This window comes from Kutzneria chonburiensis (assembly GCF_028622115.1).
GTDB lineage: Bacteria > Actinomycetota > Actinomycetes > Mycobacteriales > Pseudonocardiaceae > Kutzneria > Kutzneria chonburiensis.
The window spans coordinates 1,135,449-1,161,925 of sequence record NZ_CP097263.1; the positions used below are offsets into that span (position 1 = coordinate 1,135,449).

At 69.5% G+C, this 26,477-nt stretch carries 31 protein-coding genes and 1 pseudogene; 20 read left to right on the plus strand and 12 right to left on the minus strand.

All coding sequences use genetic code 11. The features are described 5' to 3' along the window. Window positions 1-25: 25 nt before the first annotated feature. Genes M3Q35_RS05385 through M3Q35_RS05400 form a run of 4 tightly spaced genes read right to left on the minus strand, consistent with a single transcriptional unit; the run spans window position 26 to window position 2,703 of the window. On the minus strand, window positions 26-748 hold the full coding sequence (locus M3Q35_RS05385) for a sugar isomerase domain-containing protein (RefSeq protein ID WP_273940502.1): 723 nt from the start codon (window positions 746-748) through the stop codon (window positions 26-28). Between the two features lie 19 nt (window positions 749-767). Continuing rightward, entirely contained in the window at window positions 768-1,100 is a 333-nt protein-coding gene (locus M3Q35_RS05390) for an ArsR/SmtB family transcription factor (protein ID WP_273944261.1), read from the minus strand. A 32-nt stretch (window positions 1,101-1,132) separates the two neighbouring features. Continuing rightward, complete coding sequence (locus tag M3Q35_RS05395) at window positions 1,133-2,149, minus strand: WD40/YVTN/BNR-like repeat-containing protein (RefSeq protein WP_273940503.1); 1,017 nt, start codon at window positions 2,147-2,149, stop codon at window positions 1,133-1,135. Continuing rightward, window positions 2,146-2,703: a nucleotidyltransferase family protein gene (locus tag M3Q35_RS05400; protein WP_273940504.1), complete on the minus strand. Its 558-nt coding sequence runs from the start codon at window positions 2,701-2,703 to the stop codon at window positions 2,146-2,148. The genes M3Q35_RS05395 and M3Q35_RS05400 overlap by 4 nt, the downstream gene beginning before the upstream one ends. Before the next feature lie 41 nt (window positions 2,704-2,744). Between M3Q35_RS05400 and M3Q35_RS05405 the strand changes: the two genes are divergently transcribed. The 10 genes from M3Q35_RS05405 (at window position 2,745) to M3Q35_RS05450 (ending at window position 11,488) form a co-directional block, all read left to right on the plus strand. Next, window positions 2,745-3,800, plus strand: coding sequence for an Lrp/AsnC family transcriptional regulator (locus tag M3Q35_RS05405; RefSeq protein WP_273940505.1), 1,056 nt, complete (start codon window positions 2,745-2,747; stop codon window positions 3,798-3,800). Between the two features lie 51 nt (window positions 3,801-3,851). Continuing rightward, on the plus strand, window positions 3,852-5,243 hold the full coding sequence (locus M3Q35_RS05410; RefSeq protein ID WP_273940506.1) for an MmgE/PrpD family protein: 1,392 nt from the start codon (window positions 3,852-3,854) through the stop codon (window positions 5,241-5,243). Next, window positions 5,240-6,112, plus strand: a complete 873-nt coding sequence (locus M3Q35_RS05415; RefSeq protein WP_273940507.1) for an isocitrate lyase/PEP mutase family protein — start codon at window positions 5,240-5,242, stop codon at window positions 6,110-6,112. The genes M3Q35_RS05410 and M3Q35_RS05415 overlap by 4 nt, the downstream gene beginning before the upstream one ends. Before the next feature lie 2 nt (window positions 6,113-6,114). Further along, on the plus strand, window positions 6,115-7,362 hold the full coding sequence (locus M3Q35_RS05420) for a 3-isopropylmalate dehydratase large subunit (protein ID WP_273940508.1): 1,248 nt from the start codon (window positions 6,115-6,117) through the stop codon (window positions 7,360-7,362). Then, complete coding sequence (locus M3Q35_RS05425; RefSeq protein ID WP_273940510.1) at window positions 7,359-7,916, plus strand: LeuD/DmdB family oxidoreductase small subunit; 558 nt, start codon at window positions 7,359-7,361, stop codon at window positions 7,914-7,916. Before M3Q35_RS05420 ends, M3Q35_RS05425 begins: the two co-directional genes overlap by 4 nt. Then, window positions 7,913-8,587: an MBL fold metallo-hydrolase gene (locus tag M3Q35_RS05430; protein ID WP_273940511.1), complete on the plus strand. Its 675-nt coding sequence runs from the start codon at window positions 7,913-7,915 to the stop codon at window positions 8,585-8,587. Before M3Q35_RS05425 ends, M3Q35_RS05430 begins: the two co-directional genes overlap by 4 nt. Window positions 8,588-8,630: 43 nt before the next feature. Beyond that, window positions 8,631-8,948 carry a hypothetical protein gene (locus tag M3Q35_RS05435; RefSeq protein ID WP_273940513.1) on the plus strand — a complete coding sequence of 106 codons (318 nt, stop codon included), beginning with the start codon at window positions 8,631-8,633 and terminating at the stop codon, window positions 8,946-8,948. Between the two features lie 22 nt (window positions 8,949-8,970). Next, on the plus strand, window positions 8,971-9,603 hold the full coding sequence (locus M3Q35_RS05440) for a maleylpyruvate isomerase family mycothiol-dependent enzyme (RefSeq protein WP_273940514.1): 633 nt from the start codon (window positions 8,971-8,973) through the stop codon (window positions 9,601-9,603). A 29-nt stretch (window positions 9,604-9,632) separates the two neighbouring features. Then, entirely contained in the window at window positions 9,633-10,583 is a 951-nt protein-coding gene (locus tag M3Q35_RS05445; protein WP_273940515.1) for an SMP-30/gluconolactonase/LRE family protein, read from the plus strand. A gap of 62 nt (window positions 10,584-10,645) precedes the next feature. Further along, on the plus strand, window positions 10,646-11,488 hold the full coding sequence (locus tag M3Q35_RS05450; RefSeq protein ID WP_273940516.1) for a helix-turn-helix domain-containing protein: 843 nt from the start codon (window positions 10,646-10,648) through the stop codon (window positions 11,486-11,488). On the opposite strand, the gene M3Q35_RS05455 is transcribed toward M3Q35_RS05450, so the two are convergent. Further along, window positions 11,476-12,642 carry a glycoside hydrolase family 88/105 protein gene (locus M3Q35_RS05455; RefSeq protein ID WP_273940517.1) on the minus strand — a complete coding sequence of 389 codons (1,167 nt, stop codon included), beginning with the start codon at window positions 12,640-12,642 and terminating at the stop codon, window positions 11,476-11,478. The genes M3Q35_RS05450 and M3Q35_RS05455 overlap by 13 nt on opposite strands. A 284-nt stretch (window positions 12,643-12,926) precedes the next feature. On the opposite strand from M3Q35_RS05455, the gene M3Q35_RS05460 reads away from it, so the two are divergent. Continuing rightward, window positions 12,927-13,982 (plus strand): chitosanase, encoded by a 1,056-nt coding sequence (locus M3Q35_RS05460; protein WP_273940519.1) that lies wholly within the window; start codon window positions 12,927-12,929, stop codon window positions 13,980-13,982. Here M3Q35_RS05460 and M3Q35_RS05465 read toward each other — a convergent pair. Further along, window positions 13,963-14,592 (minus strand): hypothetical protein, encoded by a 630-nt coding sequence (locus M3Q35_RS05465; protein ID WP_273940520.1) that lies wholly within the window; start codon window positions 14,590-14,592, stop codon window positions 13,963-13,965. The genes M3Q35_RS05460 and M3Q35_RS05465 overlap by 20 nt on opposite strands. A gap of 13 nt (window positions 14,593-14,605) precedes the next feature. Next, window positions 14,606-15,115, minus strand: coding sequence for a CGNR zinc finger domain-containing protein (locus M3Q35_RS05470; protein ID WP_273940521.1), 510 nt, complete (start codon window positions 15,113-15,115; stop codon window positions 14,606-14,608). Window positions 15,116-15,140: 25 nt separating this feature from the next. Here M3Q35_RS05470 and M3Q35_RS05475 point away from each other — a divergent pair, with 25 nt between their 5' ends. The 4 genes and pseudogenes from M3Q35_RS05475 (at window position 15,141) to M3Q35_RS05490 (ending at window position 18,890) form a co-directional block, all read left to right on the plus strand. Then, complete coding sequence (locus tag M3Q35_RS05475) at window positions 15,141-15,302, plus strand: hypothetical protein (RefSeq protein ID WP_273940522.1); 162 nt, start codon at window positions 15,141-15,143, stop codon at window positions 15,300-15,302. Window positions 15,303-15,408: 106 nt separating this feature from the next. Continuing rightward, complete coding sequence (locus M3Q35_RS05480; RefSeq protein ID WP_273940523.1) at window positions 15,409-17,268, plus strand: beta-galactosidase; 1,860 nt, start codon at window positions 15,409-15,411, stop codon at window positions 17,266-17,268. A 141-nt stretch (window positions 17,269-17,409) separates the two neighbouring features. Then, a pseudogene (locus M3Q35_RS05485) lies at window positions 17,410-18,200 on the plus strand (glycoside hydrolase family 27 protein); the annotation flags it as partial. Continuing rightward, the gene (locus M3Q35_RS05490) at window positions 18,180-18,890 is read left to right on the plus strand and encodes a ricin-type beta-trefoil lectin domain protein (RefSeq protein WP_273944262.1); all 711 of its coding nucleotides are present in this window, start codon (window positions 18,180-18,182) and stop codon (window positions 18,888-18,890) included. The pseudogene M3Q35_RS05485 and the gene M3Q35_RS05490, both read left to right, overlap by 21 nt. Window positions 18,891-18,942: 52 nt before the next feature. Here M3Q35_RS05490 and M3Q35_RS05495 read toward each other — a convergent pair whose 3' ends face one another. After that, window positions 18,943-19,527, minus strand: a complete 585-nt coding sequence (locus M3Q35_RS05495) for a TetR/AcrR family transcriptional regulator (RefSeq protein WP_273940524.1) — start codon at window positions 19,525-19,527, stop codon at window positions 18,943-18,945. Window positions 19,528-19,572: 45 nt separating this feature from the next. On the opposite strand from M3Q35_RS05495, the gene M3Q35_RS05500 reads away from it, so the two are divergent. Then, complete coding sequence (locus M3Q35_RS05500) at window positions 19,573-20,052, plus strand: GNAT family N-acetyltransferase (protein WP_273940525.1); 480 nt, start codon at window positions 19,573-19,575, stop codon at window positions 20,050-20,052. Here the strand turns inward: M3Q35_RS05500 and M3Q35_RS05505 are convergent. The 4 genes from M3Q35_RS05505 to M3Q35_RS05520 form a co-directional block, all read right to left on the minus strand. Continuing rightward, window positions 20,021-20,860 (minus strand): alpha/beta fold hydrolase, encoded by an 840-nt coding sequence (locus M3Q35_RS05505; protein WP_273940526.1) that lies wholly within the window; start codon window positions 20,858-20,860, stop codon window positions 20,021-20,023. The two genes, M3Q35_RS05500 and M3Q35_RS05505, sit on opposite strands and share 32 nt — an antisense overlap. A gap of 101 nt (window positions 20,861-20,961) precedes the next feature. Then, the gene (locus tag M3Q35_RS05510; RefSeq protein ID WP_273940527.1) at window positions 20,962-21,309 is read right to left on the minus strand and encodes a hypothetical protein; all 348 of its coding nucleotides are present in this window, start codon (window positions 21,307-21,309) and stop codon (window positions 20,962-20,964) included. Window positions 21,310-21,427: 118 nt separating this feature from the next. Then, window positions 21,428-21,763, minus strand: coding sequence for a DUF4333 domain-containing protein (locus tag M3Q35_RS05515; protein WP_273940528.1), 336 nt, complete (start codon window positions 21,761-21,763; stop codon window positions 21,428-21,430). 62 nt (window positions 21,764-21,825) lie between these two features. Beyond that, window positions 21,826-22,416: a phosphatase PAP2 family protein gene (locus M3Q35_RS05520; protein WP_273940529.1), complete on the minus strand. Its 591-nt coding sequence runs from the start codon at window positions 22,414-22,416 to the stop codon at window positions 21,826-21,828. Window positions 22,417-22,572: 156 nt separating this feature from the next. On the opposite strand from M3Q35_RS05520, the gene M3Q35_RS05525 reads away from it, so the two are divergent. From M3Q35_RS05525 to M3Q35_RS05540, 4 genes are read left to right on the plus strand one after another with little or no spacing between them, the layout of a single operon-like run. Continuing rightward, the gene (locus M3Q35_RS05525) at window positions 22,573-23,277 is read left to right on the plus strand and encodes an alpha/beta hydrolase (protein WP_273940530.1); all 705 of its coding nucleotides are present in this window, start codon (window positions 22,573-22,575) and stop codon (window positions 23,275-23,277) included. After that, window positions 23,274-24,536, plus strand: coding sequence for an NAD(P)/FAD-dependent oxidoreductase (locus M3Q35_RS05530; RefSeq protein WP_273940531.1), 1,263 nt, complete (start codon window positions 23,274-23,276; stop codon window positions 24,534-24,536). Before M3Q35_RS05525 ends, M3Q35_RS05530 begins: the two co-directional genes overlap by 4 nt. After that, entirely contained in the window at window positions 24,530-25,243 is a 714-nt protein-coding gene (locus M3Q35_RS05535) for a DUF1365 domain-containing protein (RefSeq protein ID WP_273940532.1), read from the plus strand. The genes M3Q35_RS05530 and M3Q35_RS05535 overlap by 7 nt, the downstream gene beginning before the upstream one ends. Then, entirely contained in the window at window positions 25,240-26,472 is a 1,233-nt protein-coding gene (locus M3Q35_RS05540; RefSeq protein WP_273940533.1) for an SAM-dependent methyltransferase, read from the plus strand. Before M3Q35_RS05535 ends, M3Q35_RS05540 begins: the two co-directional genes overlap by 4 nt. Window positions 26,473-26,477: the final 5 nt, after the last annotated feature.

Here is a 26,477-nt window from a genome sequence, read left to right on the forward strand (position 1 = left end):
CTACGCACTCCTGGTGTCTGTTCCGTCACGCCAGGACGTCGATCCGGGGCGTGTACCTGGCCAGCAACGCCTTGTTGGCCGCGTCGCCGCCCTCGACGTTGGCGCTGCGCCACAGCGGCAGGTCGAAACCGCTGGCCGTTGCCCGGTCCAGCAGCCGAACCAGCAGCAGGTTCCACAGGAAGGCGTTGGCCAGCGACGAACTCGGCGCGGTCACCGGCGCGGCTGGCGGATAGGCCGAATCGCCCGGAATGACCAGGTTGTCGAGCACGAACGTGGCCTCCTCGGCCAGCGTGCTTCCGGCCCGCTTGGGCGCGACCGAGCTGGTCGGGATGGAGGTGAAGGCGACGACCGGCGTGCCGGCCGCCTTGGCCTGCCGGGCCAGCTCCACCGGATAGGGGTTGATGCCCGAGGTGGAGAAGATGATCAGCACGTCCCGCTCGGACAGCTCCACGCCGGCCAGCACCTCGGCGGCCAGGCCGGACTTGCGCTCGGCGTTGGTGCTGGACACCGCGCCGTGCATGGGCAGCAGCGACGGGTGGTAGAGCGGCCGCACGCAGGCCAGGCCGCCGGCGCGGTAGAACGTCTCGGCCACGGCGGCCAGCGAGTGCCCGGCGCCGGCGGCCAGCACCGTGCCGTCCGCCTTGATCGCGGCCAGCAGCACGTCCGCGATCTTGTCCAGCGCGTCCGCGTTGTGCTGCTCGATCCGGCCCAGCTCCGCGCGCAGGAACGTGCCGTAGTCCTCGGTCATGCGGTACCCCTTCGCCGGTCTATTGGTCCAGACCACTGTGCTCTTCGCCGGCCATGTTGTCCAGGTGGCGCTCCAGCGCGTCGAGGCTGTCGGCCCAGAGCCGCCGGTACGGCGCGAGCCAGTCGTCCAGCTCGCGCAGCGGGTCCAGCCGCAGCCGGTAGCAGCGGCGCTGCGCGTCCACCCGGACCGTCACCAGGCCGGCCTCGCGCAGCACGCGCAGGTGCTTGGACACCGCGGGCTGGCTCAGCGTCAGCTGGTCGACGAGCTGGCCGACGGAGCGTTCCTCGTCCCGCAGCAGGTCGAGGATCCGGCGCCGGCTCGGCTCGGCGAGCACTTCGAAGGTCGTGGCCACCAGCTTGGAGTACGTCACCGGCTATATGCTTGTCAAGGCATGAGCGTGGCTACCCGACCGTGTTCACCCGCGGCCCAGCAGATGTTGGGGCAGGAGACCGTGTCGAAGCTGCCGGTGTCGAACGTCCGCCAGTGCCGGCCGCCGTCCCAGCTCAGGTCGCTGCCGGTCGGGCCGACCGCGATCACCGCGGTGCCGAACAGCCACGCCACACCCGATCGGTAGCCGGCGACCGTGCTGGCCTGCCAGCTGCGCCCGGCGTCCCGGCTCGTGGCCGCCGCACCGGTCGTCGGCGCGGCGTAGTCGCCGCCGACGGCGACGCCGTGGTTGCGGTCGCGAAACGCCACCGCGAACACGCCGGAGGATTGGCTGCTGGGCAGCGGAGTGGCCGTCGCGTGCCAGGTCCGGCCGCGGTCGGTCGAGTGGTAGATCCGCGTCTGCGCCCCGCCGCCGCTGCCGATCCACGCGTCGTTCGCGCCGTTGGTGGCGATGCACTGGCCGCTGGCCGCGAACCCCGCTTCGCCCGGCTGGGCCTCGGGCATGCCGCTGTTGGGCAGGATCTGCCAGCTGCGGCCGCCGTCGTCGGTGGCCAGCACCTCGAACTTGCCGTCGACCGGGTCGCCGACGATCAGGCCGTGCCGCTGGTCGAAGAAGGCCATGCAGTCGTAGAACGCCTTCGGGTCAGTGTTGGTCTGCGTCTGCTGCCAGGACTGGCCGCCGTTGTCCGTGCGGTAGACGCGGGAGGCGTCACCCTCGCCGATCGACAGCGCCACCGCGTGCTGCGCGTCGAACGCCTGGATGTCCCGGAACTCCAGCGTTGCGGTGTTGGTCGGGGCCTTCTGTTCCCAGGTCCGGCCGCCGTCGACCGTCCGCAGGATCGTGCCCGCGCTACCGCTCGCCCACGCCACCAGCGGGTTCACCGCGCTCAGCCCTCGCAGCCGCGCGTCACTACCGGTCGCGTGCAGCCGCCAGCTCGGCCCCGGTGTCGCCGCCGCTGGCACCGCCATCGCCACCGTCAGCAGCGCCGCCGCAATTCCCGTCATCCACTTCATGGAAGATCCTCCGGCCGGTCCACGTCCTGCCCGTCCGCCACATCCTCACAGGCGATCTCCACGACGTCATGCCGCCGGAGGTAGGCCCTGGCCCCCTGATCACCCTGGGCCAGCTCGTGCACGCCGGCCCAGTGCTGCCGGCCGATCAGCACCGGATGCCCACGCTTGCCCGCGTACGTCGCCGCCGCGAGCACGTCCGGCGTTGCGTGGTGCAGCACGCGTCGGATCGCCTCGGTCGTCACTCCCGGCAGGTCCACCGTCATCACCGCGACCGCGGTTTCTCCTTGCAGCGCCTCGATTCCCCGCCTCAGTGACGACCCCATGCCGCTCGGCCAGTCCGGGTTCTCCACCACCTCGGCATCTTTGAGGTCCGCCTCGCGGACCTCGTCGACCGCCGCCCCCGCCACCACGACGATCCGCGTACAGCCCGCCGCCCGCAGCCGATCGACCGTCGACTCCACGAACAGCCGGCCGTCGTGCCGGACCAGCGCCTTCGGCATGCCGTACCGTCGGCCCTCACCCGCCGCCAGCACCAGCCCCACCACGTCGGTCATCCTGCCGAGCCTAGTGCCGCTGACGTGCGAGGATGGCCGACATGCCGTCCCACGAGGTCGACGAGGTCGATGTGGCGCTGCTGGACGCGATGCACGCCAACCCGAGGGCCAGCTTCGAGCGGCTGGCGTCGGTGCTGGGGCTGTCGGCGGTGACCGTTGCGCGGCGGTGGCAGCGGCTGTCCGGGACGGGCCGGGCCTGGGTGTCGTCGGTGCCGGGCCCGCGGCTGGCGCTGGTCGGCGCGGTGTTCCAGGTCGAGGCGAAGCCGGGGGAGACCGAGCGCGTCGGCCGGCAGCTGGCGCGGATTCCGCAGGTCGGCAGCGTGTATCTGACCGACGGGGCGTTCGACGTGCACGCACTGGTGTTCACCGACGACATGAGCACGCTCAGCACGCTCGTTTTCGATCACCTGCCGCGGGTGCACGGGGCCGCTCGCGTGCGTACCAACGTCGGCGTGGAGTGGTTCAGCGGCACGCAATGGCGTCTGCACGCGATCAGCAGCGGCCAGGAGCGGTCGGTGGTGGAGGGCGAAGCTCCGGAGCGCAACGGTGACCGAACGAAGACGTTCAATCCGACTGATCGGGCGTTGTTCCTTGCGCTGCAACGGGATGGCCGCGCGACCTACCGGGATCTGGCCGACGAGCTCGGTACCTCGGACAACCAGGTGCGGCGGCGTATGACCGCGTTGAACAGGGCCGGACTGCTCGGCTTCCGCACCGACTTCGCCCGCGGCGAGGGCGGCTGGCGCACCGAGCTCGTGCTGTGGCTGCGGGTGCCGGCCGGGCAGCTGCGGGCCGCGGGCACGGAGCTGAGCGGGTGGCCCGAGACGCGGATCTGCCTGTCCCTGGTCGGCGAGGCCAACCTGCTGCTCATGGTGCAGGTGCACCGGGTTCGAGAGCTTGCGGCGATTCTTGAGCGGGTCGCTCACGCGTTTCCGCAGGTCGTGGCCCTGGACCAGCGGGTGGTGCTGCGGCCGGTGAAGTCGTGGGGCCGGCTGCTGGACGACAGCGGTCACAGTATGGGGGTGGTCCCGGTCGATCCTTGGGCATTGTCACCGGCTTCTGTGTCGGAATCCATCGTCGAAACGGCTGCTGAGTAGCTTTTCCTTCGTTTTGGGGGTGGGGTAGCGCACTCGCCGTTCACTTCCCCCATGAACGAGGTGACGGTTCCCCTGGCCGAGTGGGTGGCCGGGCTGACCTTCGACGCCATTCCGGAGCGTGTGCGAACCCGCGCAAAGCACCTGCTGCTCGACGGTGTCGCTTGCGGCCTGGTCGGCGCGCAGTTGCCGTGGTCGCGGGTGGCCACGGACGCCGTGCTGGGCGTGGAGGGCCGCGGCGACGCCGTGATCATCGGCACCGGCAAGACGACGAGCGCGCCGGCGGCGGTGCTGCTCAACAGCACATTCGTCCAGGGCTTCGAGCTCGACGACTTCCACCCGCTCGCCCCGCTGCACAGCAGTTCGCTGCTGCTGCCGGTGCTGCTGACCTCGCGCGAGGCCACTGGCGCGGCGGCGCTCACGGCGGCGGTCGCCGGTTTCGAGGTGGGGCCACGGGTCGGTTCGGCGTTGCACGGGTCGCAGATGCTGTCACGGGGTTGGCACAGCGGCGCGGTGTTCGGCCCGCATCCGGCGGCTATGGCGGCGGGCAAGCTCCGCGGGCTCGACGCCGGCAGTCTCGAGGACGCGCTCGGCCTGGCCGGCACGCAGGCCGGTGGTCTGATGGCCGCCCAGTACGAGGCGATGTCCAAACGCATGCAACACGGTTTCGCCGCCCGCAACGGTTTCTACGCCGCCGCGCTGGCCGCCGGCGGCTACACCGGCATCAAGCGGGTGTTCGACCGGCCTTACGGCGGTTACCTGTCGGTGTTCGGCGAGGGCCACGACCCGGACCCCGGTCAGATCATCGCCGGGCTGGGGGAGTTCTGGCACACCGACGTGATCATGGTGAAGTCCTTTGCCGCGCAGGGAGGTCTGCACGGCGTCATCCAGGCCGCGTTGGAGCTGCGGGCCGAGCACGAGGTCACGGCGGCGATGGTTCGGCAGATCGACATCCGCGTCGGCCACGCCGTCTACCACCACGGCTGGTGGCCGCCCTCGCGGCCGTTGACCCCGGTCGGCGCACAGATGAACCTCGGCTACGCGGCCGTGGTGGCGCTGTTGGACGGGACCGTGATGCCGCCGCAGTTCACCGATGCCCGCTTGGACGCCGACGACGTCTGGGACCTGCTGTCCCGTGTGGACGTTCAGCTGGATGAAACAATCGAGAAAGCCCCATTGAACGAACGGTTCGCCACCGAGCTGACGCTGACCATGGTTGACGGCCGCGTGTTGCACCGGCGGGTCGTGCAGCCGCACGGCGCTCCGGACGACCCGGTGACCAACGAAGAGATCGTGGCCAAGTTCCATACCCTGGTCGATCCGTTGACCCCCAGGGCCGACGCGATCGCCGACGCCGTGCTGCGCCTGGACTCGTTCGACCATCTCGGCGAGTTGGTCGACCTGCTGGCCGCCCCGGTGCGGGGTGCGTTCGAGGAGGCGGCATGACCGGGCAGGCCCAACGCGAGGCGTTGCGGGCTCGGCTGGCCGAGCGACGGCTGATCGTCGCGCCCGGGGTGTTCGACGGCATCTCCGCGTCTTTGGTGTCCCGCATCGGTTTCCCGGCCGGCTACCTGACCGGGGCCGGCGTCGCCGCGGCCGGCTTCGGGCTGCCGGACATCGGGTTGCTGACCCAGACCGAGATGACCGAGCGGGCCCGCGTGCTGGCCCGGGCCCTCGGCGACGTGCCGCTCATCGCCGACGCCGACACCGGTTATGGGGCCCCGCTCAACGTGGTTCGCACGGTCCGTGAGTACGAGGCCGCCGGTGTCGCGGCGATCCAGTTGGAGGATCAGGCGTTTCCGAAGAAGTGCGGGCACCTTCCGGACAAGGAGCTCGTGCCGGCGGCCGAGTTCGTGCAGAAGCTCGGCGCGGCACTGGATGCTCGCACGGACCCCAATCTGGTGGTCATCGCGCGGACCGACGCCCGCGGGCCGCTCGGCCTCGACGAGGCGATCTTGAGGGCCAATGCCTATGCCGCGGCCGGCGCGGACGTCATCTTCGTCGAGGCGCCTGAGGGCGTCGACGAGATCGAGCGCATTGCCAAGGAGGTCTCGGCGCCGTTGCTGATCAACCTCGTCATCGGCGGCCTCACGCCACTGGAGTCCAGCTCTCGTCTGGACGAACTCGGCTACGCCATTGCCATTCAGCCCTCGCTGCCGCTCGGCGCGGCCGCCTGGGCGATGCTCAGCACGCTGGCCGAACTGGCCGGAACCGACCCGGCGCGCTGGGCGCCGACCAAGCCGGCCGAGTTCTTCACCCTGGTCGGCCTGGCCGAATGGTCGGCGATCGGCGAGCGTTTCCGGGAAGGAGCCTGATCATGGGTATGACGATGGTGGAGAACCTGTTGGCCCGCAAGGCCGGGCTGCCCCGGGTCGGGCCGGGTGACATCGTGACGGTGGACGTCGACATGTGTGTGCTGATCGACCTCCAGTTCGCCACGGTGTGGTTGCCGCCCAACCGCATCCACGATGCCGACAAGATCGCCGTGATCATGGACCACGCCGTGCCGGCGCCGTCCGTCAAGGACGCCGACGGCGGGGCGCGGGCCCGGAAGTTCGTGGCGGACTTCGGCATCGAGAAGTTCTTCGACGTCGGCCGGCACGGCATCTGCCACCAGGTGATGGCCGAGAACGGCCTCGCCCGGCCGGGCGAGGTGCTGGCCTGCACCGATTCGCACACCTGCGCCGCCGGCGCGTACAACACCGCCGCCCGCGGGCTCGGCCCGGCCGAGGTGTATTCGATCATGTGCACCGGCTCGACGTGGTTCCAGGTCGCGCCGACCGTGCGCTACGAGTTCGTCGGCGCCAAGCCGGACACCGTCAGCGGCAAGGACATCTTCCTCTACCTGGCCGCGGAATACGGCGATGCCACCAACCAGAACCTGGAGTTCGGTGGGATCGGGCTGGCCGGCATCCCGATCAACGACCGGCGCACCATCGCCACCCAGGCCGCCGAGATCTCCGCCGACTTCGCCACCTTTGCCGCCGACGACGTGCTCCTTGCCTTTCTGGAAGCCCGTGGCGTCAAGGACTTCGAGCCCGCCGCCGCCGATCCGGATGCTTCCTACGCCGACGTTCGCGTCATCGATCTGTCCACTTTGGAACCTTACGTCGCACGGCCCGGCACCGTCAGCCGCAACGGAGTCCCGCTGTTCGGCTTCGAGAAGCAGCGCATCGACCAGGCGTTCATCGGCTCGTGCGCCAACGGCCAGCTCGAGGACCTCCGCATCGCCGCCGACGTATTGCGTGGCCGCACCGTAGCTCCCGGCGTCCGCCTGCTCGTGACCCCCGCGTCCCAGCAGGTCTACCGCGACGCCATGCGCCTGGGGTATCTCCAGGCCATCGCCGACGCCGGCGGTGTCGTCACCAACTCCACCTGCGGCGCTTGTTTCGGTTACCACATGGGCGTTCTCGGCGCCGGAGAGGTCTGTCTGACTTCCAGCACCCGCAACTTCGCCGGTCGAATGGGCAGCACGGAGGCCGAGATCTACATGGCTTCTCCCGCCACCGTCGCCGCCTCCGCCATCACCGGCTTCATCACCGATCCTCGCGAGGTCACCGCATGAGCACCACCATTTCCGGCCGCGTCTGGCTCTTCGGCAACGCCCTCAACACCGACGCCATGTACCCCGCCCATGCCATGAAGCTGGACATTCCTTCCGCGGCAAAGCATGTCTTCCACTCCGTCCGTCCCGGTTGGACAGACGCCGTCCGCCCCGGCGACATCGTCATCGCCGGCACCAACTTCGGCATCGGCTCTTCCCGCCCCGCTGCTGCCCTCTTCCGTCACCTCGGCATCGCCGCCCTCATCGCCGAGGAGTTCAACTCCCTGTTCTTCCGCAACGCCGTCAACGCCGGCCTGCCCGTGCTCACCGCTCCCGGCGTGACCCAGCTGTTCCGTGACGGCGACATCGGCACCGTCGACATCGCCACCGGCCACTACCGCAACGAGACGACCGGCGTCGATGGCACCGCCCACCCGCTCCCCGCCCTCGTCTTGGAGATCCTCTCCAGCGGCGGCGTTCTCGCTCGCCTCGCCGAGCAGGGCTACCTGCCCATCGAGCTACTGGACGCCTTCCGCTCCGGCGCCATCCCCGCTTCCGCTGAGGGTGCCGCATGACCATCCAATCCATTGCTGATGGGGTCTGGCAGGTGGCGACTGCCCATGATACCAACGCTTTCCTTGTCGAGGAGGACGACGGCGTCACCCTCGTCGACGTCGGCTGGGCGGCCGCTCCGCCCACAATCATCAGTGCCCTAGCGGAAATCGGCCGGCCCCTGTCGGACGTTCGCCGCATCCTCATCACCCACGCGCACCCTGACCACGTCCGCGGCCTTGCCGGGTTGCTCCGCCTGGTCCCCGCCCCGGTTTTCATCCACCCGGCCGACGCCCCGTGGCTCCGCGCCGGCCGGGTGCCGGTCGACGGGCGCAGCGGCTTCCTCGGGAATGTGCTGGATGCGTTGCCACTTCTGCACTGGACGCCGGTCGCCCCGGCCGGCCTCCTCGTCCACGACGAGTTGGTCGGCGGCCTGCGGGTCATCCACACGCCTGGCCACTCGCCCGGCCACGTCGCGTTCCTCCACGAGCCGACCCGGACGCTTCTCACCGGCGACGCCGTCTTCCACAGGGGCCGCCTCGCGGCCGGTCCACCCGCCCTCGCGGCGGATCCGTCCCTGCGGGACCAGTCGCTGCACCGGCTCCCGCTCGACGTCGCCGCGGTCGGCTTCGCTCACGGCAGCCCGTTGACGGGCGATGACGTCGGCGCCTATCGGGACTGGCTCGAGGCCTGAAAAGCACTGGCACCGTGCTGATGCCAGTGCCAGACTCCGCGCCGTGCCGCTCACCGAGTCGGAGTACCTCCGGCAGATCGAACGCGTGGCCCGCAGCGTCGTCGACGCGGCGTCGGGCGAGGAGTGGCTGGGCATCGACGAAACCTACGAACAGATGTGCCGCCGGCTGGGCGTCGAGCCGCGGCCAGATGGCTGGGCCCTTTGGAACACCTGGGGCGAGAACGGCCAAGCGGCCACGATGATCGTCACCGACGTTGCGCCACCGAAGGCCTGCTGGCGAACTGGGCCCGTGGCATGGGGCGAGCCGATGACGTTCTCGCCGCACGCGACGCGCCACCTGGGCTTGACCGGACAACCGTGATCACGACGGTTATCGTCGCGGTGTGCCCGACTTCGAGCGGATCCAACGGCGTGAACTCGCCGCGCTGGCTGATGATCTGAGTGCGCTGGACCGGTGGCGGGACGGCACGCTGTGCGCGGACTGGGACGTCGAGGAGGTCGTGGCCCATCTCGGGGCGGCGACGAGGTTCACCCGGTTCACCTGGTTCCGCAGCATGGCCGGGGCCAGGTTCAACGCGGACGTGCACAATCGGCGGCGGCTGGAGGAGTTTCGCGGGACCACCCCGCAGGAAACGCTCGAACGGTTCCGTGGCGTCGGAACCATTAGCCTGCCCAATCGATCGTCCCCGTTCGGACTCAGCGAAGTGATCATTCACGGCGAGGACATCCGCCGGCCGCTCGGGCTGCGGCACGGCTACGACGCCGACGGTCTGCTGGCGGTGGCGCGTTTCCTGGTGGGCAAAGACTTCGCGGTGAAGAGCAGGACACTGGCGCGGGGGCTCGCGCTGCGGGCGACCGACGCGGAGTTCCGGGAAGGCGTCGGACCGGAGGTCCACGGGCCGTTGCTGGCTCTGGTCATGGTGCTGGCCGGCCGCGCTGCGTTCCTGCCGGACCTCGGTGGTGACGGGCTGCCCGAATTGACGGGACGTCTGGGAGGGAGTGGCACGTCCTGGTGACCGCGGCGGGCCCGACCTAGCTTCGAATCGTGAAGTCCTTACCGACAACCAAACGTCGCTGGGCCGTGGTCGCGGCGGTGGCCGCCGCGCTGATCGGCTCGCCGGCGACGGCGTCCGCGGCGGTCGATGCCCCGCGGATCGTCGCGCACTTCTCCCTCGCGGCCGGTCAACAGCCGGAGAATCTGCTCGTCGAGCCGGACGGCTCGGTCGACCTGACCTTCTCGTTCTCACGGGTGCTGGCGCATCTCGACCGGCAGGGGCGACTGACCACCGTCGCCACGGTGCCGGCGCCGCCGGACGGCACCGTGGTGCCGCTGATCGGCTCGGCCTTCGTCGGCGGCATTGCTCGTACGGCGGACGGGACGCTTTATGTCACCTACGCGGCCGGCGACGCCAACCTCACGGGAATCTGGCGGATCCGGCCGGGCGGCGAACCCCAGCGGATCACGGCGATGCCGGCCGATGGCGTGCCGAACGGGCTGGTGCTGGCCGACGGCTACCTCTACACGACGGACTCGGCGCGGGCAACGGTGTGGAAGTCGCCGATCAGCGGTGGCAATCCGACGGCGTGGATCACCGATCCCGCCCTGGCCGCGCCGGCCGGCCAGTTCGGTGTCAACGGGGCCAAACTGCACAACGGTGCGATCTGGGTGACCAATTTCGCCGCCGAGACGGTGGTGCGCATACCGTTCGCCGCCTGCGCGGCGGCCGGGAATCCGGTGATCGTGGCGTCCGGTGTCGGCCATGCGGACGATTTCGACTTCACCGGCACCGGTGATGACGCGCTCGTGACGACAAATCCGGACAACACCGTGGTTCTGGTCCACGGCGACGGCAGCCACACCACGGCACTCACCGCCGCCGACGGTCTGCAGAACCCGACATCGTTGGCCCGTCACGGAAATCTGGTGTACGTGGCCGACGCGGCGTACTTCAGCAAGGCCGACCCGAACCTGCTGGTCGCCCGGCTGGAGCGCTGATCTCGGTGGGTGGGTGTGCCACACCCACCCACCGCCAACGCCGTGCAGTTACGGTGAACAGCATGAATCGACTGGGCGAGTACCTGCGTGCCCGGCGCGAGGCGACGCGCCCCGACGACGTGGGGATCGCGGGCGGGGGCCGCCGTCGCAGTCCGGGGCTGCGCCGTGAGGAAGTCGCGGCGTTGTGCGGACTGAGCACCGACTACTACGCGCGGCTGGAACAGGGACGGGAGCGCAATCCGTCCGATCAGGTTCTCACCGCGCTGGCCCGCGTTTTCCGGCTTGACGAGGAAGCCTCGGCTTACCTTCAGCGTCTCGCCCGTCCGCGGGGCGCACGCCGTCGTACCGAGAAGGTGTCGCCACAGCTTGCCCTGCTGCTGGAGTCCTGGACCGACCGACCGGCCATGGTCCTCGGCCCGCGCCTGGACATCCTGGCTGTCAACGTCCTCGGTACAGCACTGTTCAACGTGCTTGGCGCGGAGCGAAACCTGGTCCGCTTCGCGTTCCTCGACCCGGCCGCCCGCGAGTTCTACCGGGACTGGGACAGCATCGCGCGGTCCAGCGTCGCCGCGCTGCGGGCCGCGAGTGATCTCGAGGACGACCCGGCCTTCATCGGCGAACTTGTGGTGCGGAGCCAGGAATTCAGCCGGCTCTGGGCCCGTCATGACGTGCGCGGCAAGACCCAGGAGGCCAAACGCTTGCGGCACCCCGATGTCGGCGACATCGACGTGACGTACCAGTCCTTCTCGGTCAACGGCAGCGCCGGTCAGCAATTGGTTGTGTACCAAGCGGAAGCCGGCAGCCCCAGCGCGGAGCGCATCGCCCTGCTGGGCTCGCTGTGCATCACCCCGACCGAAGCCGGCCCGCGGCAGAGCCGCAGGCCGGCCGAAGATCAACTCCAGTGAGTCATCTGCTCATTCATGATCAGGAACGCCCCGAGGCCGTGCGGATCATTCGTTGCCCGAGGCCGGGCAAGGTAGAACGCGGTGTCGCCCACGTTGGTGCCGATGCAGATGTCGGCGATGTTGGTCAGACCGTCACTCCCGATCGACACCTGGGCCAGCACGCCCTTGTACCCCTTCTGCGCCACGGCCAGGTAGCTGTGGTCGAGGTAGCCCTTCTCGACGCCCTTGGACAGCATGTACGTGAACATGGCTGAGCAGGACGTCTCGGTCCAGTTCCCGGACAGCGTGGGCTTCTCGGGCACCTGGAACCAGCGCCCGGTGGCCGGATCCTGGTACTTGCGCACAGCCTTGGCCAGGTTCTGCACGTTCTTGACGATCTTCGCCCGGTTCGGGTCGGAGCGCGGGGTGTAGTCGAGCACGTCGACCGAAGCCATGGCGTACCAACCGATCGAGCGGCACCAGAACTCGGGGGAGTGGTGCGTGGTCGGATCGGCCCAGCTCTGCGTGCCGGACTCGTCGTAGGCGTGCCAGAAGAAGCCGGACGGGTCGGACAGGTGGCTGCCGTAGGTGACGAGCTGCTTGGCCGCTTCGGCGTTGGCGTACTTGGCGTCGTTGAATGCCGCGCCGTAGCGCTCCAGGAACGGCAGCACCATGTACGTGCCGTCCAGCCACAGCTGGTGCTGGCGGCTGGTGGCGTGCCAGAAGCCGCCGTCCTCGGTGCGCGGGTAGGTGTTCAGCCGGGTGCGGATCTGCGCGGCGGCCTTCTGGTACCGGGGATCCTTGGTCTCCTGGTACAGCAGCACCAGCAGGTTGCCGGACTGCATGGAGTCCAGGCTGTTGAAGCTGTTGCTGACCTTGCCGTCGGCGTCGACGAAGCGGTCCACCCAGGCCTTGATGTAGTCCAGGTAGGTCTTGTCATGAGTCCGCTTGTAGACCAGATACTGACCGTAGAGGTACAACCCGGTCTGGTAGCCCCAGCTGCCGAGCGTGGCCGGCGTGAAGCGCTTCATGGTCGAGTCGACGACGGCCTTGGACCAGTCGGTGCTGGTCGACGGGGCGGCGGTGGCCGTGACCGGCAGGATCGGGACGAGGCTGGCGACCAGGACGATCCCGATCCGGCGGATCCAGCCGCCCCGCGTGCGCGGGCTGGGCATCGTGCTCCTCTCGATGGAGCCCGCGGCGGGAGGCTCGTTGCTGTCTCTGAACGACTACTCCGGTCACGCCCACGACGTCAAGGCTGAACATCCGATCTATAGCCGTTATGTCTACGCAGAATACGATTACATTCGCGAAGTCATCGGAGGTGTCGACGGCTGCGGTGATCGGCTGGGCCGAACGCGTCGACCCCGGGGCCGATCGGTTGAACCGCGTGGCTCCTACCTGCGTAAATCCATTAGTGTGCGCAATCCGATCGAGCGCGAGGACGGGACGAACGCCAGTGGAGTCCAGGGACGGTGAGCCCCGGTCGAAGGGGTTCTGGGACGTCCAGGTCGCCGGCGTGCCGCTGCGCACCATCGTGCCGGTGGTGCTGGCGCTGCTGACCAGCGTGGGCATCGCCGTGGTGACGCTGATGCCCGCCTCCAACCCGGACGCCGCGCCGCCGGTGGTCGTGCCCACCGGACCGTCGGTGGTCACGTTGCCGCCGGCCGGATCCCCGCCGCCGGCCGGCTCGACCTCGCCCACCAGCGGGACTTCCTCGACCGGCAGCACAAAACCGACGCCCACCGCGCCGGCCGGCAAGCCACCGGCCACGCCGACGCTGCCGTCCCAGGTCACGATCATGCTCGACGACCTCACGGCCGTGTTCGAGCAGGGCAAGACCACCCCGCAGTACGCCAACATCGTCAACGACCACGACGGCTGCGGCTTCAAGGCCGGCTGGGCCAGTTTCTGCACGGCCAGGGGCGATCTGTTCACCGTGGTCAGCCAGTACACGGATGCCGTGCCCGACAACGCGTTACGTCGCTACCTGCCGGTGTTGCAGCGGCTCGGCGAGACGCACAGCGACGACACCTCCCAGCTCGGCGACGCCTTCGTCAACGACTGGCGGGCCACCGCCACCGACCGCCGGTTCGACGACGCGCAGCTGCGGGTCGGCCACGAGTTGTTCCTCACGCCGGCGCTGGCCATCGCCAACCAGCTCAACATCCGCAGCAGCCTCGGCGCCGAGGACCTGTTCGACACCGCGTTGATGATGGGTCCCAGCAGCAGCGACTGCGACGGCCTGCCCAAGCTGATCACCGAGTCCATCATCGAGGCCGAGGGCACCCCGGCGTCGGGCATTCCCGAGCAGAAGTTCCTGGCCGCCTTCAACAAGATTCGGCTCAAGCACATGCGCAACCCCTGCACCGCCGGCCGGCAGAAGGTGTGGACCGCGGCCGTCGACCGGGTGCAGGCGTTGCAGGAGCTGGCCGACAAGAACTGCTGGAACCTCAACCCGCCGCTGATCGTCGGGGCCGACTTCAACCTGACGATCAGGACGCCGAGCGAGTAGCCGTGACCGATCGGGCCATGAGCTCGGCGGCGGCCCGCACCTGGATGCCGTGGGTTGCCGGCGTCTGAGCGGTGATGACGAGCCGCTCGTCGCCGAGGTCGACCAGGTGGTGGGTCTGCCGCCAGGTGTTGCCCCCTTGTTCATACTCGAGTTCAACGGCATCGAACGCGGCCGCGGATTGCTGGTCCACCAGGGTTTGGCCCGGACCGGCCAGCTGGGTCAGCGGCGGAATCCGGTCACGGCGGTACGGTCCCTGGAGGTAGATCGCGGAGCCGGCCGGGCCGAAGAGCAGGAACGGCGAGGAGTTGTCGTCGGCCGGCGGCGAGTCGATCGAGAAGCCCTCCGGCCAGTCGATCGTGAAGGGCGATGTCTCGATCCGCCAGACGGACCCGGCCGGACCGGTCAGCACCTCGACGACCTCGCCGGGCGACTCGGCACCGGTCAGCTCGACGTCCGCGGGCCCGGTGACGACGGCGGTGTGCGCGGTGTCGCCCGCCCAGCGGGTCACCTTGACGCTGCCCGGCCGGTGTTCAACGCGATCGAACGTGTACGGCCAGATCGGGATCAGCGTCATGCCGAAACCGGTCAGCCGAGCGAAGACGTGACCCATGGTCGGAAGGGTCTCATGCCGTCCGGCGCCGGCGGTGGTCGGCGACGTAGACCCGGGTGGCGCAGCGGGTGGCGCAGAACCGGCGGCGGCCGTTGCGGGAGGTGTCGACGAAGACGGTGTCGCAGCCGGGGCGGTCGCATACGGCGGCGCGGCCGGGGTCCTCGCACAGGAGGTGGGCGAGCCCGCCGGCGGTGTAGGCCCTAACACGGTCCACAATGGACCCGCCGGGCACATGGTAGTGCAGGTGCGGCGGCTTGCCGTCGTGGCGGGAAATGTAAGGGGCGCTGGCGGAATCGGCCAGCAGCTGGTTGAGCAGAGCGACCCGGGCGTCCACATCGGACGTGGCGAACACCTCGCGCAGGCGGGGCCGCCAGTCGTGGATGGCCAACGCCTCGGCGGGGCTCACCGCGGTGACGGCCATGCCGTGATCATGCAACGTGGCCAGCACGGGGTCGGCCGACGCCAGGTTGGCCAGGGCGGCGGCCAACTGGGCGCCGGGACCGCCGTAAGGGTTGAAGTGCACTGAAGCATTACAGCACGCTGGGGCCATGACCGACGAGACCTGTCCGCGCTGCTCATGGCCGGTGGCGGAGCTGCCGCGCGAGGCCCGGCGTCCGGGGCGACACGGCGTGGAGTACCTGCGCTGCCTCTGCGGCAGCTGGCTGGCCCGGGTGGACGGGGTGATCGTCGGCGCGACCCGCGTGCGCTGAGAGTGCGCGAAACTGCTCGAATTACCTACCTTCGGCGCATGGACGAGCAGTGGTGTGCAGTCGTAGTGTCCGTTCCCGACGATGAGGTCGGCGGGAAGGCGCAGCCATGGAGATGGGCCGGCGGTGGTTCCTGGCCATGAGCGGACTGGCCCCGCTCGCGGCGGTCGCCCCAGGGCAGCCGGCACGATCGGGCGACGGCCGCTGCGGGCACCGTTTCGCCTTCGCCCCGGACGGCAGTGGCTTCCTGCTCGACTGCCAGCGCTTCCAGATCCGCAGCGGCGAGATGCACCCGGCGCGCATCCCGGTCGAGCACTGGCGGCACCGCATCCAGCTGGCCAAGGCGATGGGCCTGAACACGATCTCGATCTACGTGATGTGGAACTACGTGGAGCCGAGCCCCGGCGTGTTCGACTTCCGCGGCGAGCGTCGCGACGTCGAGGCGTTCGTCCGGCTCTGCCAGACCGAGGGCATGTGGGTGCTGCTGCGCCCCGGACCGTACGTCTGCGGCGAGTGGGATCTCGGCGGCATCCCGTCGTACCTGTTGGCCACCAAGGACATCCGCCTCCGCTTGCACGACGACGAGCGCTACATGGCGGCCGTCCGCCGCTACATCGGCCAGCTCGCGTCCCGGATCCGGCCACTGATGATCGGCAACGGCGGCCCGATCCTGATGGTGCAGATCGAGAACGAGTACGGCTCCTACGGCAGCGACCCCACCTACCTCGACCAACTGCGCCAGCTGTGGCTGGCCGCCGGCATCGACGGCCCGTTCTACACCGAGGACGGCCTCGGCCAGCTGGAACACAACCACAGCAACGTCACCGGCGGGGCGATCGCGCTCAGCGGCGGCGACGCGCCGTCGATCGCCGCCGCGCGCCAGGCGTACCCGACCGTGCCGGCGATGGCCGGCGAGGTCTACCCGGGCTGGCTGACCCACTGGGGCGACAAGAACTTCGCCGGACCGAGCGACATCTCCGGCGACCTCAATGCCTTCATGGCCGGCGGGCTGTCGTTCAACCTGTACATGCTGCACGGCGGCACCAGCTTCGGCTTCTACGCCGGGGCCAACGCCAACGACCTCTCCGGCGCGTATCAGCCCGACGTCACCAGCTACGACTACGCCGCGCCGATCACCGAACAGGGTGTGGCCACGCCGGAATTCCACCGTTACCGCAGTCTGATCGGCAGCTACGGCGTGACCCTGCCGGCGATTCCCGCCCCGAAGCCGACAATCGTGCCCGCGCCGGTCACGCCGACCGTCCACGCCTCGCTGTGGGACAATCTCCCTGACGCCACAACGTCAACCGACCCGGTGCCGTTCGAGATGCTGGGCCAGAGCTACGGTTTCGCCCTGTACCGAACGACCATCGCCGGCAAGGGCGCCCTCGACATCCGCTGGGTGCACGACTACGCCACCGTTTTCGTCGACGGGCACTACCAGGGCGGCCTGTCCCGCACGCTGATCCCGGACGCCGAGTCGACGAAGCTCAACGTCACCAACGACAACGCGCCGCTGACCCTGACCACGTCCGGCAGCACGCTGGACGTCCTGGTCGAAGGCATGGGTCGGACCAACTACGGCCAGGCCATCGTCGACCGCAAGGGCATCCTGGAATCTGCTTCGCTGCAAGGAAAGCCGCTCAAGAACTGGCAGATCTTCCCGCTGCCCATGGACGACGTCGGCACTCTCAAGCCGACGGTCGAAGACCCCGATCGTCCCGGTCTGTTCTTCCGGGCCACGCTGCGACTGGACAAGACCGGCGACACCTACCTGGACCTGTCCCGCTGGACCAAGGGCGTGGTCTGGGTGAACGGCCACAACCTGGGCCGCTACTGGGAGATCGGCCCGCAGCACCGACTGTTCTGCCCGGTGTCCTGGCTGCGGCCGGGGCGCAACGAGATCCTCGTGTTCGACCTGCACCAGACCACACCGCAACCGATCAGCTTCGCTCGCACGCTGTATTAATCACCCTCGGGCTTGAAAGGCGCATCCGCCGTGCGATCAACACTCCTGCTCGCCGCGGTCACGGCCGCTTCCCTGCTGACTCCCGTGACCGCCGCCGCAGCCGCCCCGGCCACCCCGGCGACCCTGGCCGACACGCCGCCGATGGGCTGGAACGACTGGGCGCACTACCAGTGCGACTTCACCGAGCAGACCATCCTGGCCAACGCCGACGCCCTGGTCTCGACCGGACTGGCGGCCAAGGGCTACAACACCGTCACCATCGACGACTGCTGGATGTCGAAATCCCGTGACGGCAAGGAAACCTCGTCGCCGACCCGGCGAGATTCCCCGACGGCATGGCCTACGTCGGCAGGTACCTGCACGACAAGGGCCTCCGGTTCGGCATCTACGAGGACGCCGGCACGCTGACCTGCGGCGGCTATCCCGGTAGCTGGGACCACTTCCAGCAGGACGCGGACCTGTTCGCGAGCTGGGGCGTGGACTACCTCAAGCTGGACGGCTGCAACCTGCCCAGCGTGGCCGGCCAGACCGAGGAGCAGACCTACCGCGGCGCGTACGCCGCGCAGTCGGCGGCGCTGGCCAAGACCGGCCGCGCCATCGTGTTCTCCGAGTCGGCCCCGGCGTACTTCCAGGGAACACCCGACTGGTACACGATTCTGGGCTGGGTCAAGCAGTACGGCCAGCTCTGGCGTGAGGGCTGGGACGTCGCCACGTACGACGCGAAGAAGCCGGACGCCAGCCGTTGGGGCAGCGTGCTCGGCAACTACGGCTACAACAACCCGCTCGGCCGCTACGCCGCCCCCGGCAACTGGAACGACCCGGACTTCCTGATCGCCGGCGACCGCGGCCTGACCGCCGACGAGTCCCGCAGCCAGGTCGCGCTGTGGGCGATGATGGCCGCGCCGATGATCATGAGCTCGGATGTGACCAAGCTGTCGGCCGATGCCGTGAAGACCTTGGGCAACAAGGACATCATCGCCGTCGACCAGGATCGGCTCGGCCGGCAGGGTACCGTGTACGCCCAGAACGGCACCACCGACATCCTGTACCGGCCGCTGGCCAACGGCGACCGCGCGGTGGCCATTCTCAACCGTAGCGCCGCAAGTGTCACGACGAGCACCACAGCCGGCCTGCCCAGCTGTTCCTTCACGGCCAAGGATCTGTGGACCGGCAAGTCCTCGAACGCCGTCAGCGCAACAATTCCGGCCCACGGCACCGCCATCTTCCGTGTCACCCCGGGCAAGGACTGCGGAACCGTGAAGCCGATCGGCCAGATCTCCGGCACCAGCGGCAAGTGTATGGACGACAGCAACAGCGGGACCGCGAACGGCAACCCGGTGATCCTGTGGCCGTGCACCGGAAACGCCAATCAGCGCTGGCAGCTGTCCAACGGCACCGTGCAGTCGCTCGGCAAGTGCCTGGCCAACAGCGGCAACAAGGCAGTACTGTCCACATGCGACGGTAGCGCCGGCCAGCAGTGGTCGTACAAGCTGAACGGCAACCTGGTCAACCAGAACCTCTGCCTTGACGTCACGGGTGGCGGCAGCGACAACGGGACGGCGCTGGGCCTGTACGCCTGCGGCAACAACCAGCTCAACCAGATCTGGTCCCTGCCGGCATAACGCCCCCGGAGACGGCCTGCCGGTGGTCCCCCGAACGGCCACCGGCAGTGCCCTAATCCAGTCCCAACGCGTGCAGTGTCCGGTCCAGCGCCGCCTCCTGGAGCGCGGCGCTGTACGTGTCGGGGTCGGCCGAGGCCAGCGCCGCGGCGCCTTCGGCCATACCCATCAACGCCAACGCGGCGGTCGACACCTCAGAGTCCGACCACGTGGGGGAAGCGGCGGCAACGAGTCGCAGGATTCGTTGCCGCCAGGCCCTCGTGTTCACCCGATGCAGCTCGAGCAGCTCGTCGTCGCCGACCGTGGCGGCGAGAAACCCGATCCACACCACGCTTTCCACCGTGCCGGCCTCGGTCGTGGCCAACCCTTGGGCCAGCACCGCCCGCAGCGCCTCCCGAGGCGTGGACGCGGCCGCCTCCAACGCCTCCACGCGGGCCAGGGTGCGCGAGTGCAGCAGTTCACGAGCGTGCCGGAGCAGCGCCCGCCGGTTGGGGAAGCGATGCATCACGAGGCCGGTGGTGCAGCCGGCGGCCGCCGCGACGGCCCGGATGGTGAGGTGCTCCAAACCCTGCCGGGCCAGCACGTCCCACACCGCCTGCGACAGCTGCTCGGCCGCCCGCGGATTCGCCGCTCGTGACATGCGCACCCTTCCGTCCGTAACAGACGTTACCGTAACATCTGTTCCGTGACGACCATCGAGCAGCGCCCCTGGACCGACCCGCATGGCGTCTACCTGCGGGAAAAGCAGCGCGAGGAGGTGCTGACCCGCTACGGCGGCGAGGACACCGAGCCCGGCGTACACCCCAGCGCCGACGACGTGGCGGTCTTCCTGATCGCCTTCGACGACGCCGGCACACCGCTCGGCTGCGGCGCCCTACGCCAACTCGACGACACGTCGGCCGAGGTCAAGCGCATGTTCGTGGAGCCGCAGGCTCGCGGCACCGGCGTAGCGACGGCCATCCTCCGCGCACTGGAAAACGCCGCTGTTCACCGTGGCTGGACAACCCTCAAGCTCGAGACCGGCACCGGCCAACCCGACGCCGTCCGCTTCTACGAGCGCGAGGGCTACGTCGCGATCCCGGCCTACGGCGACTACGTCGGCAGCGAGACTTCGCTCTGCTACGAGCGCGTGCTCAGCTCCGGTGTGCCAGCAGATGCTCGATGAGCAGCCGGCACAGCTCCTCGGCCGCCTCCTCCGGGATCCAGTGCGAGACGTCCTCCACGATCTCCAGCCGGTAGGGCCCGGTGACGTGCTTCTCGGTGGCCAGCACGCCGGCCGAGCCGATCGCGTTGTCCTCGGTGCTCCACACCATCAGCGTCGGCACCTCGACCGGCCCGACCGTGCCGCCCAGATCCATCGCCCGGTACCAGTTCAGTGCCGCGGTCAGCGCCCCCGGCTGCTGGAAGCGGTCCAGGTAGTGCTCGATGTGGTCCTCGGGCACCTTCCAGTCGTAGATGCGGCGCAGCTTGTCGGCCTCGTCGGCCAGCAGCGTCTTCTCCGCCGAGCCGGCCGCCCGGAACGTGCTGATGTACCGCGACCGCTCGTGCTGGTCCTCGTCCGTGGCGCGGGCGTGATCGAAGGCCGCCGGGTGCGGCACCGACACCGCGGTCAGGGTCCGCACGCGCTCCGGCATCGCCGCCGCGGCCGCCCAGGCCACGATCGCGCCCCAGTCGTGGCCGACCAGGTCGAACCGCTGCCACCCCAGCTCGTTAGCGATCGCCGCGACGTCGCCGACCAGCTCCTCCAGCCGGTAGTCGCTGACGTGTTCGGGGCGCACGCCGGGGGAGTAGCCGCGCTGGTCCGGGGCGACCGCGCGGCAGCCGCCGCCCCCGAGCACCCGCAGCTGCTGCTCCCATTCCAGCGAGGACTGCGGAAATCCGTGCAGCAGCAGCACTTCCCGCCCGTCCTCGTCGCCGCTGGCCAGCGCGTCGAAGGTGCCGGCCGGCGTGGCGATGCGCATTTTCTCGATCACACGGTCGACTCTAGCGCCGCTGCCGCGGCCGGCTGGACGGGCCACCCCGGTAGCTCACCCGGCGAGAGCCCTCGCCGGGTGAGCACCTTGAGTCGCGCCGGTCAGCAGCTACGCAGGGGGTCGGTGTTGTCGTAGATGTCGTTGTCGGAGACGAACCCGTACTTGCCGGTGTGGTCGGCCTGGGTGTAGATCCAGCGGTACGGGTGCGGGCCGCCGTGGTAGTCGCCGCTGTCGTAACGACAGTCGAAGGCGTTGCGACCGGTGTCCAGGTAGCCGACGATCTTGTAGGCGTAGGTGACCGCGATGCCCGGCTTGTTGTTGCAGTACCAGTCGTTCTCCACCGTGTAGTAGGTGCAGCTGGCCGCAGGGCTGGCCGAGGCCGTCCCGGTCAGTGCGACAGGTGCGACCAGAGCCGTGAGAACAGAAGCAGCGGCGATGAGTTTGCGCATCCCAGCCTTCTCGGTTTCCGTTGACCACCGCGATGGTGGCGGGTTCCGGTCTACGGCACCGGGGTTGTTCAGCGCCGATGGTCAGGCGCTGGACAACCATGATCTGAACAACGGCGTCTCACGCCGAACTGACGCTCAGCTCGCCCTGGTCGTCGAGGATGGTGACGGTGACGTCCCCGCTGTGGGAGCCGTCCTTCAGGATTGCGCACCGGAACTTGGCGCCCGACACGACCGGGATGGAGACGGGGCACGCCGCCCTGAGGTTTGTGCCCTGGCCGCCGAGGGTCGCCTGGTCGGCCACCTGCTGCGCCACGGCCGTCGGATCCAACACCCGCTGCTGTTGGATCTGGATGCCACCGGTGAGCGCCTTGATCGTCACCACCGCGGCGCAGACGGCGACGACGATCGCGGAGACCGGCACTGCGATACGCATGAAGCTGCTCTGTTCAGCCATGCGCGCAGTACTACCGCCAGCCGATCACGTCGGACGCCGAATGGGTCAGGCTGTGGCGCACGTCACGCGACGCGCTCCAGCTCGCGTTCAGTGGTGCTGGACACCGGCGTGAAGTGGGCGATGAACTTGTCCTGCCAGAGGAGGGTCGCGCCCCAGACGGCCAGGCCGGCGAGGGTGGACAGCAGTGCCCCGGCGGTGATGTCGGCCGGGTAGTGCACGCCGACGAACACCCGGGAGATCGCGACCAGCGCGGCCACGCCCATGAAGTACGGCCCCCACTTGGCCGACACGAAGAACCAGACGGCGATGGCCAGCGCGAAGGATGCCGTGGCATGGTCGCTGGGCAGCGACACCCCGGGGTCATGGGTGATCAACATGTGCACCTGGTGGGTCTGGAACGGCCGCAGCGACAGGTGGAACATCCGAACGGTCACCGACAACGCCAGGGCGATGCCCAACGTGACGGCGACCTGGCCGATCCGCCACGCGCCGGCCGGCCACCAGCCGTCCTGCCTGGCCCGCAGGAACGTCACCGCGGCGCCGCCGGCGAACAGCAGGAAGATCAGGTACTTGGCGGCGAAGACCATCAGCAGGTCCAGCGGGCCGAAGACGCCGGCAAGTCCGTTGACCATGCTGAAGATCTCGTAGTTCACGCCCGCTCCTCACGTTGTTGATCAAGGATGCCGCACCGGCCGTTGGCCCGTCATTCACCCCCTGGTCATCTTCTCAACACTGCCAGGACATTCGGCCGGCCGGGTGTACGGAAGGTCACACCGAACCGGATGATCGTCGCGTGCGAATGGAGTGACATGTCCACACCAGGCCTGCGGGAACGCGGGCAGCGGCCCACCGGCGTCGCCCTGCTGCTGCACGGCGGCCGCGCCCGCAGCCACGAGCCCGCGACCAGGGCGAACCTCACCTACCTGCGGATGGTGCCGTTCGCCCGCGACCTGGCCCGCTACGGCCGCCGGCACGGCCTGCTCGTCGCCCAGCTCAGCTACCGGTACCGCGGCTGGAACGCCCCGGACCTCGACCCGGTGACGGACACCCGCTGGGCGCTGGACCGGCTGCGGGACAAGCACGGGGAGCTGCCGGTGGTGCTGGTCGGCCACTCCATGGGCGGCCGCGCCGCGCTGCACGCCGCCGACGATCCCGACGTGCTGGGCGTGTGCGCGCTGGCCCCGTGGACCGAGCCGGGCGAGCCGGTGGCGCAGCTGGCCGGCAAGTCGCTGCTGATGGCGCACGGTGACCGCGAGCGCTGGACCGACCCGCGCCTGTCCTACGACTACGCGGTGCGGGCCAAGGCCGTCACCGACGACGTGTGCCGGTTCGAGGTGCACGGCGACGGGCACGCGATGCTGCGGCGGGCCCCCGAGTGGACGAGGTTGGTCCGAAGTTTTGTCCTTGGTCGCCTGGATTACGAACCGATGCCCGGGTGGATCGCGAACGCTGTGCGTGAGCCGTCGCCGCGGGGCCTGCGGGTGCCGCTGAGCCTGGAAGGGGCCGCCGGATGAGCCGGGGCAAGATCGCGGTGATCGGTGCGGGAGTGGCCGGGCTGACCGCCGCCTACCTGCTGCAACGCCGCTACGACGTGTCGCTGTTCGAGGCCGACGCACGGCTGGGCGGGCACGCGCACACGCACGACCTGGCCACCCAGGACGGCGGCTACGTCGCCGTGGACAGCGGCTTCATCGTGCACAACGAGCAGACCTACCCGAACCTGCTGCGGCTGTTCCACGAGCTGGGCGTGGCCACGCAGGACTCGGAGATGTCCATGAGCGTGCGCTGTGACGGCTGCGGCCTGGAGTACGCGGGGGCGCGGCGTCTGCCGGGGCTGTTCGCCCAGCGGGCCAACGCCGTCCGCGGCCGGTACCTGCGGATGTTGGCCGAGGTCAAGCGGTTCCACCGGCACGCGCGGCGGGTGATGGCCGACGAGCGGGCCGGCGACGTGACGCTGGGGGCGTTCCTCGCGGTCGGCGGCTATTCGACGTACTTCATGCAGCACTTCATGGTGCCGATGGTGTCGGCGGTGTGGTCGGCGGGGGAGGCGCTGTCGCTGAGCTACCCGGCGCCGTACCTGTTCACCTTCCTGGCCAACCACGGGATGTTGTCCGTCGGCGGGTCGCCGCAGTGGAAGACGGTGGTCGGCGGGTCGCGCCGATACGTGGAGCGGGCGGCGAAAGGTCTGTCGGCGGTGGAGATCTCCACGCCCATCCGGTGTATCTCCCGTACGGCCGGCGGGGTGGCGGTGCGCGACGATGCCGACGAGGTCCACGAGTTCGACAAGATCGTGGTGGCCACCCACCCGGATCAGGCGCTCCGCTTACTCGCCGCGCCGACCGTCCCGGAGCGCGAGGTGCTCGGTGCGTTCGAGTACTCCCGCAATGAAACGTGGCTGCACAGCGACCCGTCCGTGCTGCCGGTCAGCCCGCGGGCCCGGGCGTCGTGGAACTACCTCAAGACCAGCTGCCACGACGGTGGCGGGCCGGTGCTCGTCAGCTACGACATGAACCGGTTGATGCGGTTGAACACCCCTGTTGAGTACGTCGTGACACTCAATGCGACGGACCGGGTCGCGCCCGATGCCGTGATCGCGAGGATGACGTACGAGCACCCGATCTACACGCCGTCGGCCCTGGCTGCACAGCGGCGTTTGCCCTCGTTGAACGACGGAACCGTGGCCTATGCCGGGGCCTATCACGGCTGGGGGTTCCATGAGGACGGTTGCGCCTCGGGCGTGCGCGCCGCCGAGTCGTTGGGCGTCACGTGGTAGCCGCCGCCCTGTACGACGTGGAGGTCGCCCACGCCCGGCGTGAACGCATCGACTACGCGTTCAAGCACCGGGTGTTCCTGTGGTTGGTGGACCTGGACGAGCTGCCGGTGCTGCCGTGGTGGCTGCGGCCGTTCGCCCGCTTCGAATCCCGTGATCACGTCGGGGACCCCGCACGGTCGATCCGGCAGAACCTGGACGCTTTCCTTGCCGCCCATGACATCTGGTGCGACAAGGTGCTGATGCTGGCCAACGCGCGGTCGCTCGGGCACGTGTTCAACCCGCTGACCGTGTACTGGTGCTACCAGCAGGAGACCCTGGTCTGCGTGGTCGCCGAGGTGCACAACACCTATGGCGAACGGCATCGCTACCTGCTGTTCCCCGACGACGCCGGGCGGGCTCGCGTCGACAAGGAGTTCTACGTCTCGCCGTTCTTGGCACTCGGCGGCGAGTACCTGATGCGGTTCGGCGAGCCCGGGCCGACGCTGTCGGTCACCATCGCGCTGCGGCAGCACGGCACGACCCCACTCACCGCGACACTGCGTGGCCATCGCCGCCCGGCGACTCCGTTCGCACTGGTCAAGCTGCTGGTGACCCGGCCGCTGACCACGCACCGGGTGTCCGCGCTGATCCGTCGGCACGGCATCGCGCTGTGGCTGCGGCGGATCCCCATCGTTGCCCGCACCCCGCACGAGGAGAGCACGTCATGACCAAGACCAGGACGATTCCGTTGCCCAGCAAGGGAATCTGGCCCGGGTTGGCCGCCGTGCCGCGGACGCCGCTGCGAGCCGCGGTGGCCGAGCGGCTGTTCCGGCACGCCGTGCGCACGATCCCGGTCCGCGTCGAGTTCCCCGACGGGCGGGTGCTCGGGGCCGGCGGTCCGGACGCGCCGGTGCTGCGGCTGCACCGGCCGGCGCACTTCTTCCACCGGCTCGGGGCCGACGCCAAGATCGGCTTCGGCGAGGCGTACATGGTCGGCGACTGGTCCAGCCCCGACGTGGCCGACGTGCTCACCCCGTTCGCCGCGCGGATGGCCACCCTCGTGCCGCGGCCGCTCCAGGCGCTGCGGCGGATCGCCGAGCGCACCCAGCCGTCGGTCGAGGACAACGACCTGGCCGGCGCGCGGGAGAACATCCACCGGCACTACGACCTGTCCAACGACCTGTTCGAGATCTTCCTCGACGAGACCATGACGTACTCGTCGGGCTGGTTCGCCGACCCTGAGCAGGACCTGGTCGACGCCCAGCTGCGCAAGATCGACGGCGTGCTGGACCTCGCCGGCGTCGGGCCGGACACCGACGTGCTGGAGATCGGCACCGGCTGGGGCGCGCTGGCCATCCGGGCCGCGTCGCGCGGCGCCCGCGTGACGACGCTGACGCTGTCGGCCGAGCAGAAAGCGCTGGCCGAGCAGCGGATCCAGGCCGCCGGCGTGGCCGATCGCGTGCGGGTGCTGCTGCGCGACTACCGCGAGGAGCACGGCCACTACGACGCGGTCGTCAGCGTCGAGATGATCGAGGCCGTCGGCAAGGGCTACTGGCCGACCTACTTCGCCACCCTTGACCGGCTGGTGCGGCCGGGCGGGCGGATCGGGTTGCAGGCCATCACCATGCCGCACGACCGGATGCTGGCCACCGCCAACGCGTACACGTGGATGCACAAGTACGTGTTCCCCGGCGGGCTGATCCCGTCGGTCGAGGCCATCGAGGACGCCGTCGCCCAGCACACCGGGCTGCGCGTCGTGCACGACCGGGCGTTCGGCCAGGACTACGCGCTGACCCTGCGGACCTGGCGGCGGCGGTTCCTTGAGCGTTGGCAGGAGGTCGCCGCGCTCGGCTTCGACGAGACGTTCCGCCGGATGTGGGAGTTCTACCTGGCCTACTCCGAGGCCGGGTTCCGGGCCGGCTACCTCGACGTGCACCAGTTCTGCCTGGCCAAGTGAGCACG

Excerpts from the sequence above, each read along its gene's own strand:
- M3Q35_RS05385 (WP_273940502.1), bottom strand. The coding sequence starts at position 748 with ATGACCGAGGACTACGGCACGTTCCTGCGCGCGGAGCTGGGCCGGATC.
- M3Q35_RS05395 (WP_273940503.1), bottom strand. The coding sequence starts at position 2,149 with ATGAAGTGGATGACGGGAATTGCGGCGGCGCTGCTGACGGTGGCGATG.
- M3Q35_RS05400 (WP_273940504.1), bottom strand. The coding sequence starts at position 2,703 with ATGACCGACGTGGTGGGGCTGGTGCTGGCGGCGGGTGAGGGCCGACGG.
- M3Q35_RS05405 (WP_273940505.1), top strand. The coding sequence starts at position 2,745 with ATGCCGTCCCACGAGGTCGACGAGGTCGATGTGGCGCTGCTGGACGCG.
- M3Q35_RS05410 (WP_273940506.1), top strand. The coding sequence starts at position 3,852 with ATGAACGAGGTGACGGTTCCCCTGGCCGAGTGGGTGGCCGGGCTGACC.
- M3Q35_RS05415 (WP_273940507.1), top strand. The coding sequence starts at position 5,240 with ATGACCGGGCAGGCCCAACGCGAGGCGTTGCGGGCTCGGCTGGCCGAG.
- M3Q35_RS05420 (WP_273940508.1), top strand. The coding sequence starts at position 6,115 with ATGGGTATGACGATGGTGGAGAACCTGTTGGCCCGCAAGGCCGGGCTG.
- M3Q35_RS05425 (WP_273940510.1), top strand. The coding sequence starts at position 7,359 with ATGAGCACCACCATTTCCGGCCGCGTCTGGCTCTTCGGCAACGCCCTC.
- M3Q35_RS05430 (WP_273940511.1), top strand. The coding sequence starts at position 7,913 with ATGACCATCCAATCCATTGCTGATGGGGTCTGGCAGGTGGCGACTGCC.
- M3Q35_RS05450 (WP_273940516.1), top strand. The coding sequence starts at position 10,646 with ATGAATCGACTGGGCGAGTACCTGCGTGCCCGGCGCGAGGCGACGCGC.
- M3Q35_RS05455 (WP_273940517.1), bottom strand. The coding sequence starts at position 12,642 with ATGCCCAGCCCGCGCACGCGGGGCGGCTGGATCCGCCGGATCGGGATC.
- M3Q35_RS05465 (WP_273940520.1), bottom strand. The coding sequence starts at position 14,592 with ATGGGTCACGTCTTCGCTCGGCTGACCGGTTTCGGCATGACGCTGATC.
- M3Q35_RS05475 (WP_273940522.1), top strand. The coding sequence starts at position 15,141 with ATGACCGACGAGACCTGTCCGCGCTGCTCATGGCCGGTGGCGGAGCTG.
- M3Q35_RS05480 (WP_273940523.1), top strand. The coding sequence starts at position 15,409 with ATGGAGATGGGCCGGCGGTGGTTCCTGGCCATGAGCGGACTGGCCCCG.
- M3Q35_RS05490 (WP_273944262.1), top strand. The coding sequence starts at position 18,180 with ATGAGCTCGGATGTGACCAAGCTGTCGGCCGATGCCGTGAAGACCTTG.
- M3Q35_RS05495 (WP_273940524.1), bottom strand. The coding sequence starts at position 19,527 with ATGTCACGAGCGGCGAATCCGCGGGCGGCCGAGCAGCTGTCGCAGGCG.
- M3Q35_RS05510 (WP_273940527.1), bottom strand. The coding sequence starts at position 21,309 with ATGCGCAAACTCATCGCCGCTGCTTCTGTTCTCACGGCTCTGGTCGCA.
- M3Q35_RS05515 (WP_273940528.1), bottom strand. The coding sequence starts at position 21,763 with ATGGCTGAACAGAGCAGCTTCATGCGTATCGCAGTGCCGGTCTCCGCG.
- M3Q35_RS05525 (WP_273940530.1), top strand. The coding sequence starts at position 22,573 with ATGTCCACACCAGGCCTGCGGGAACGCGGGCAGCGGCCCACCGGCGTC.
- M3Q35_RS05530 (WP_273940531.1), top strand. The coding sequence starts at position 23,274 with ATGAGCCGGGGCAAGATCGCGGTGATCGGTGCGGGAGTGGCCGGGCTG.
- M3Q35_RS05540 (WP_273940533.1), top strand. The coding sequence starts at position 25,240 with ATGACCAAGACCAGGACGATTCCGTTGCCCAGCAAGGGAATCTGGCCC.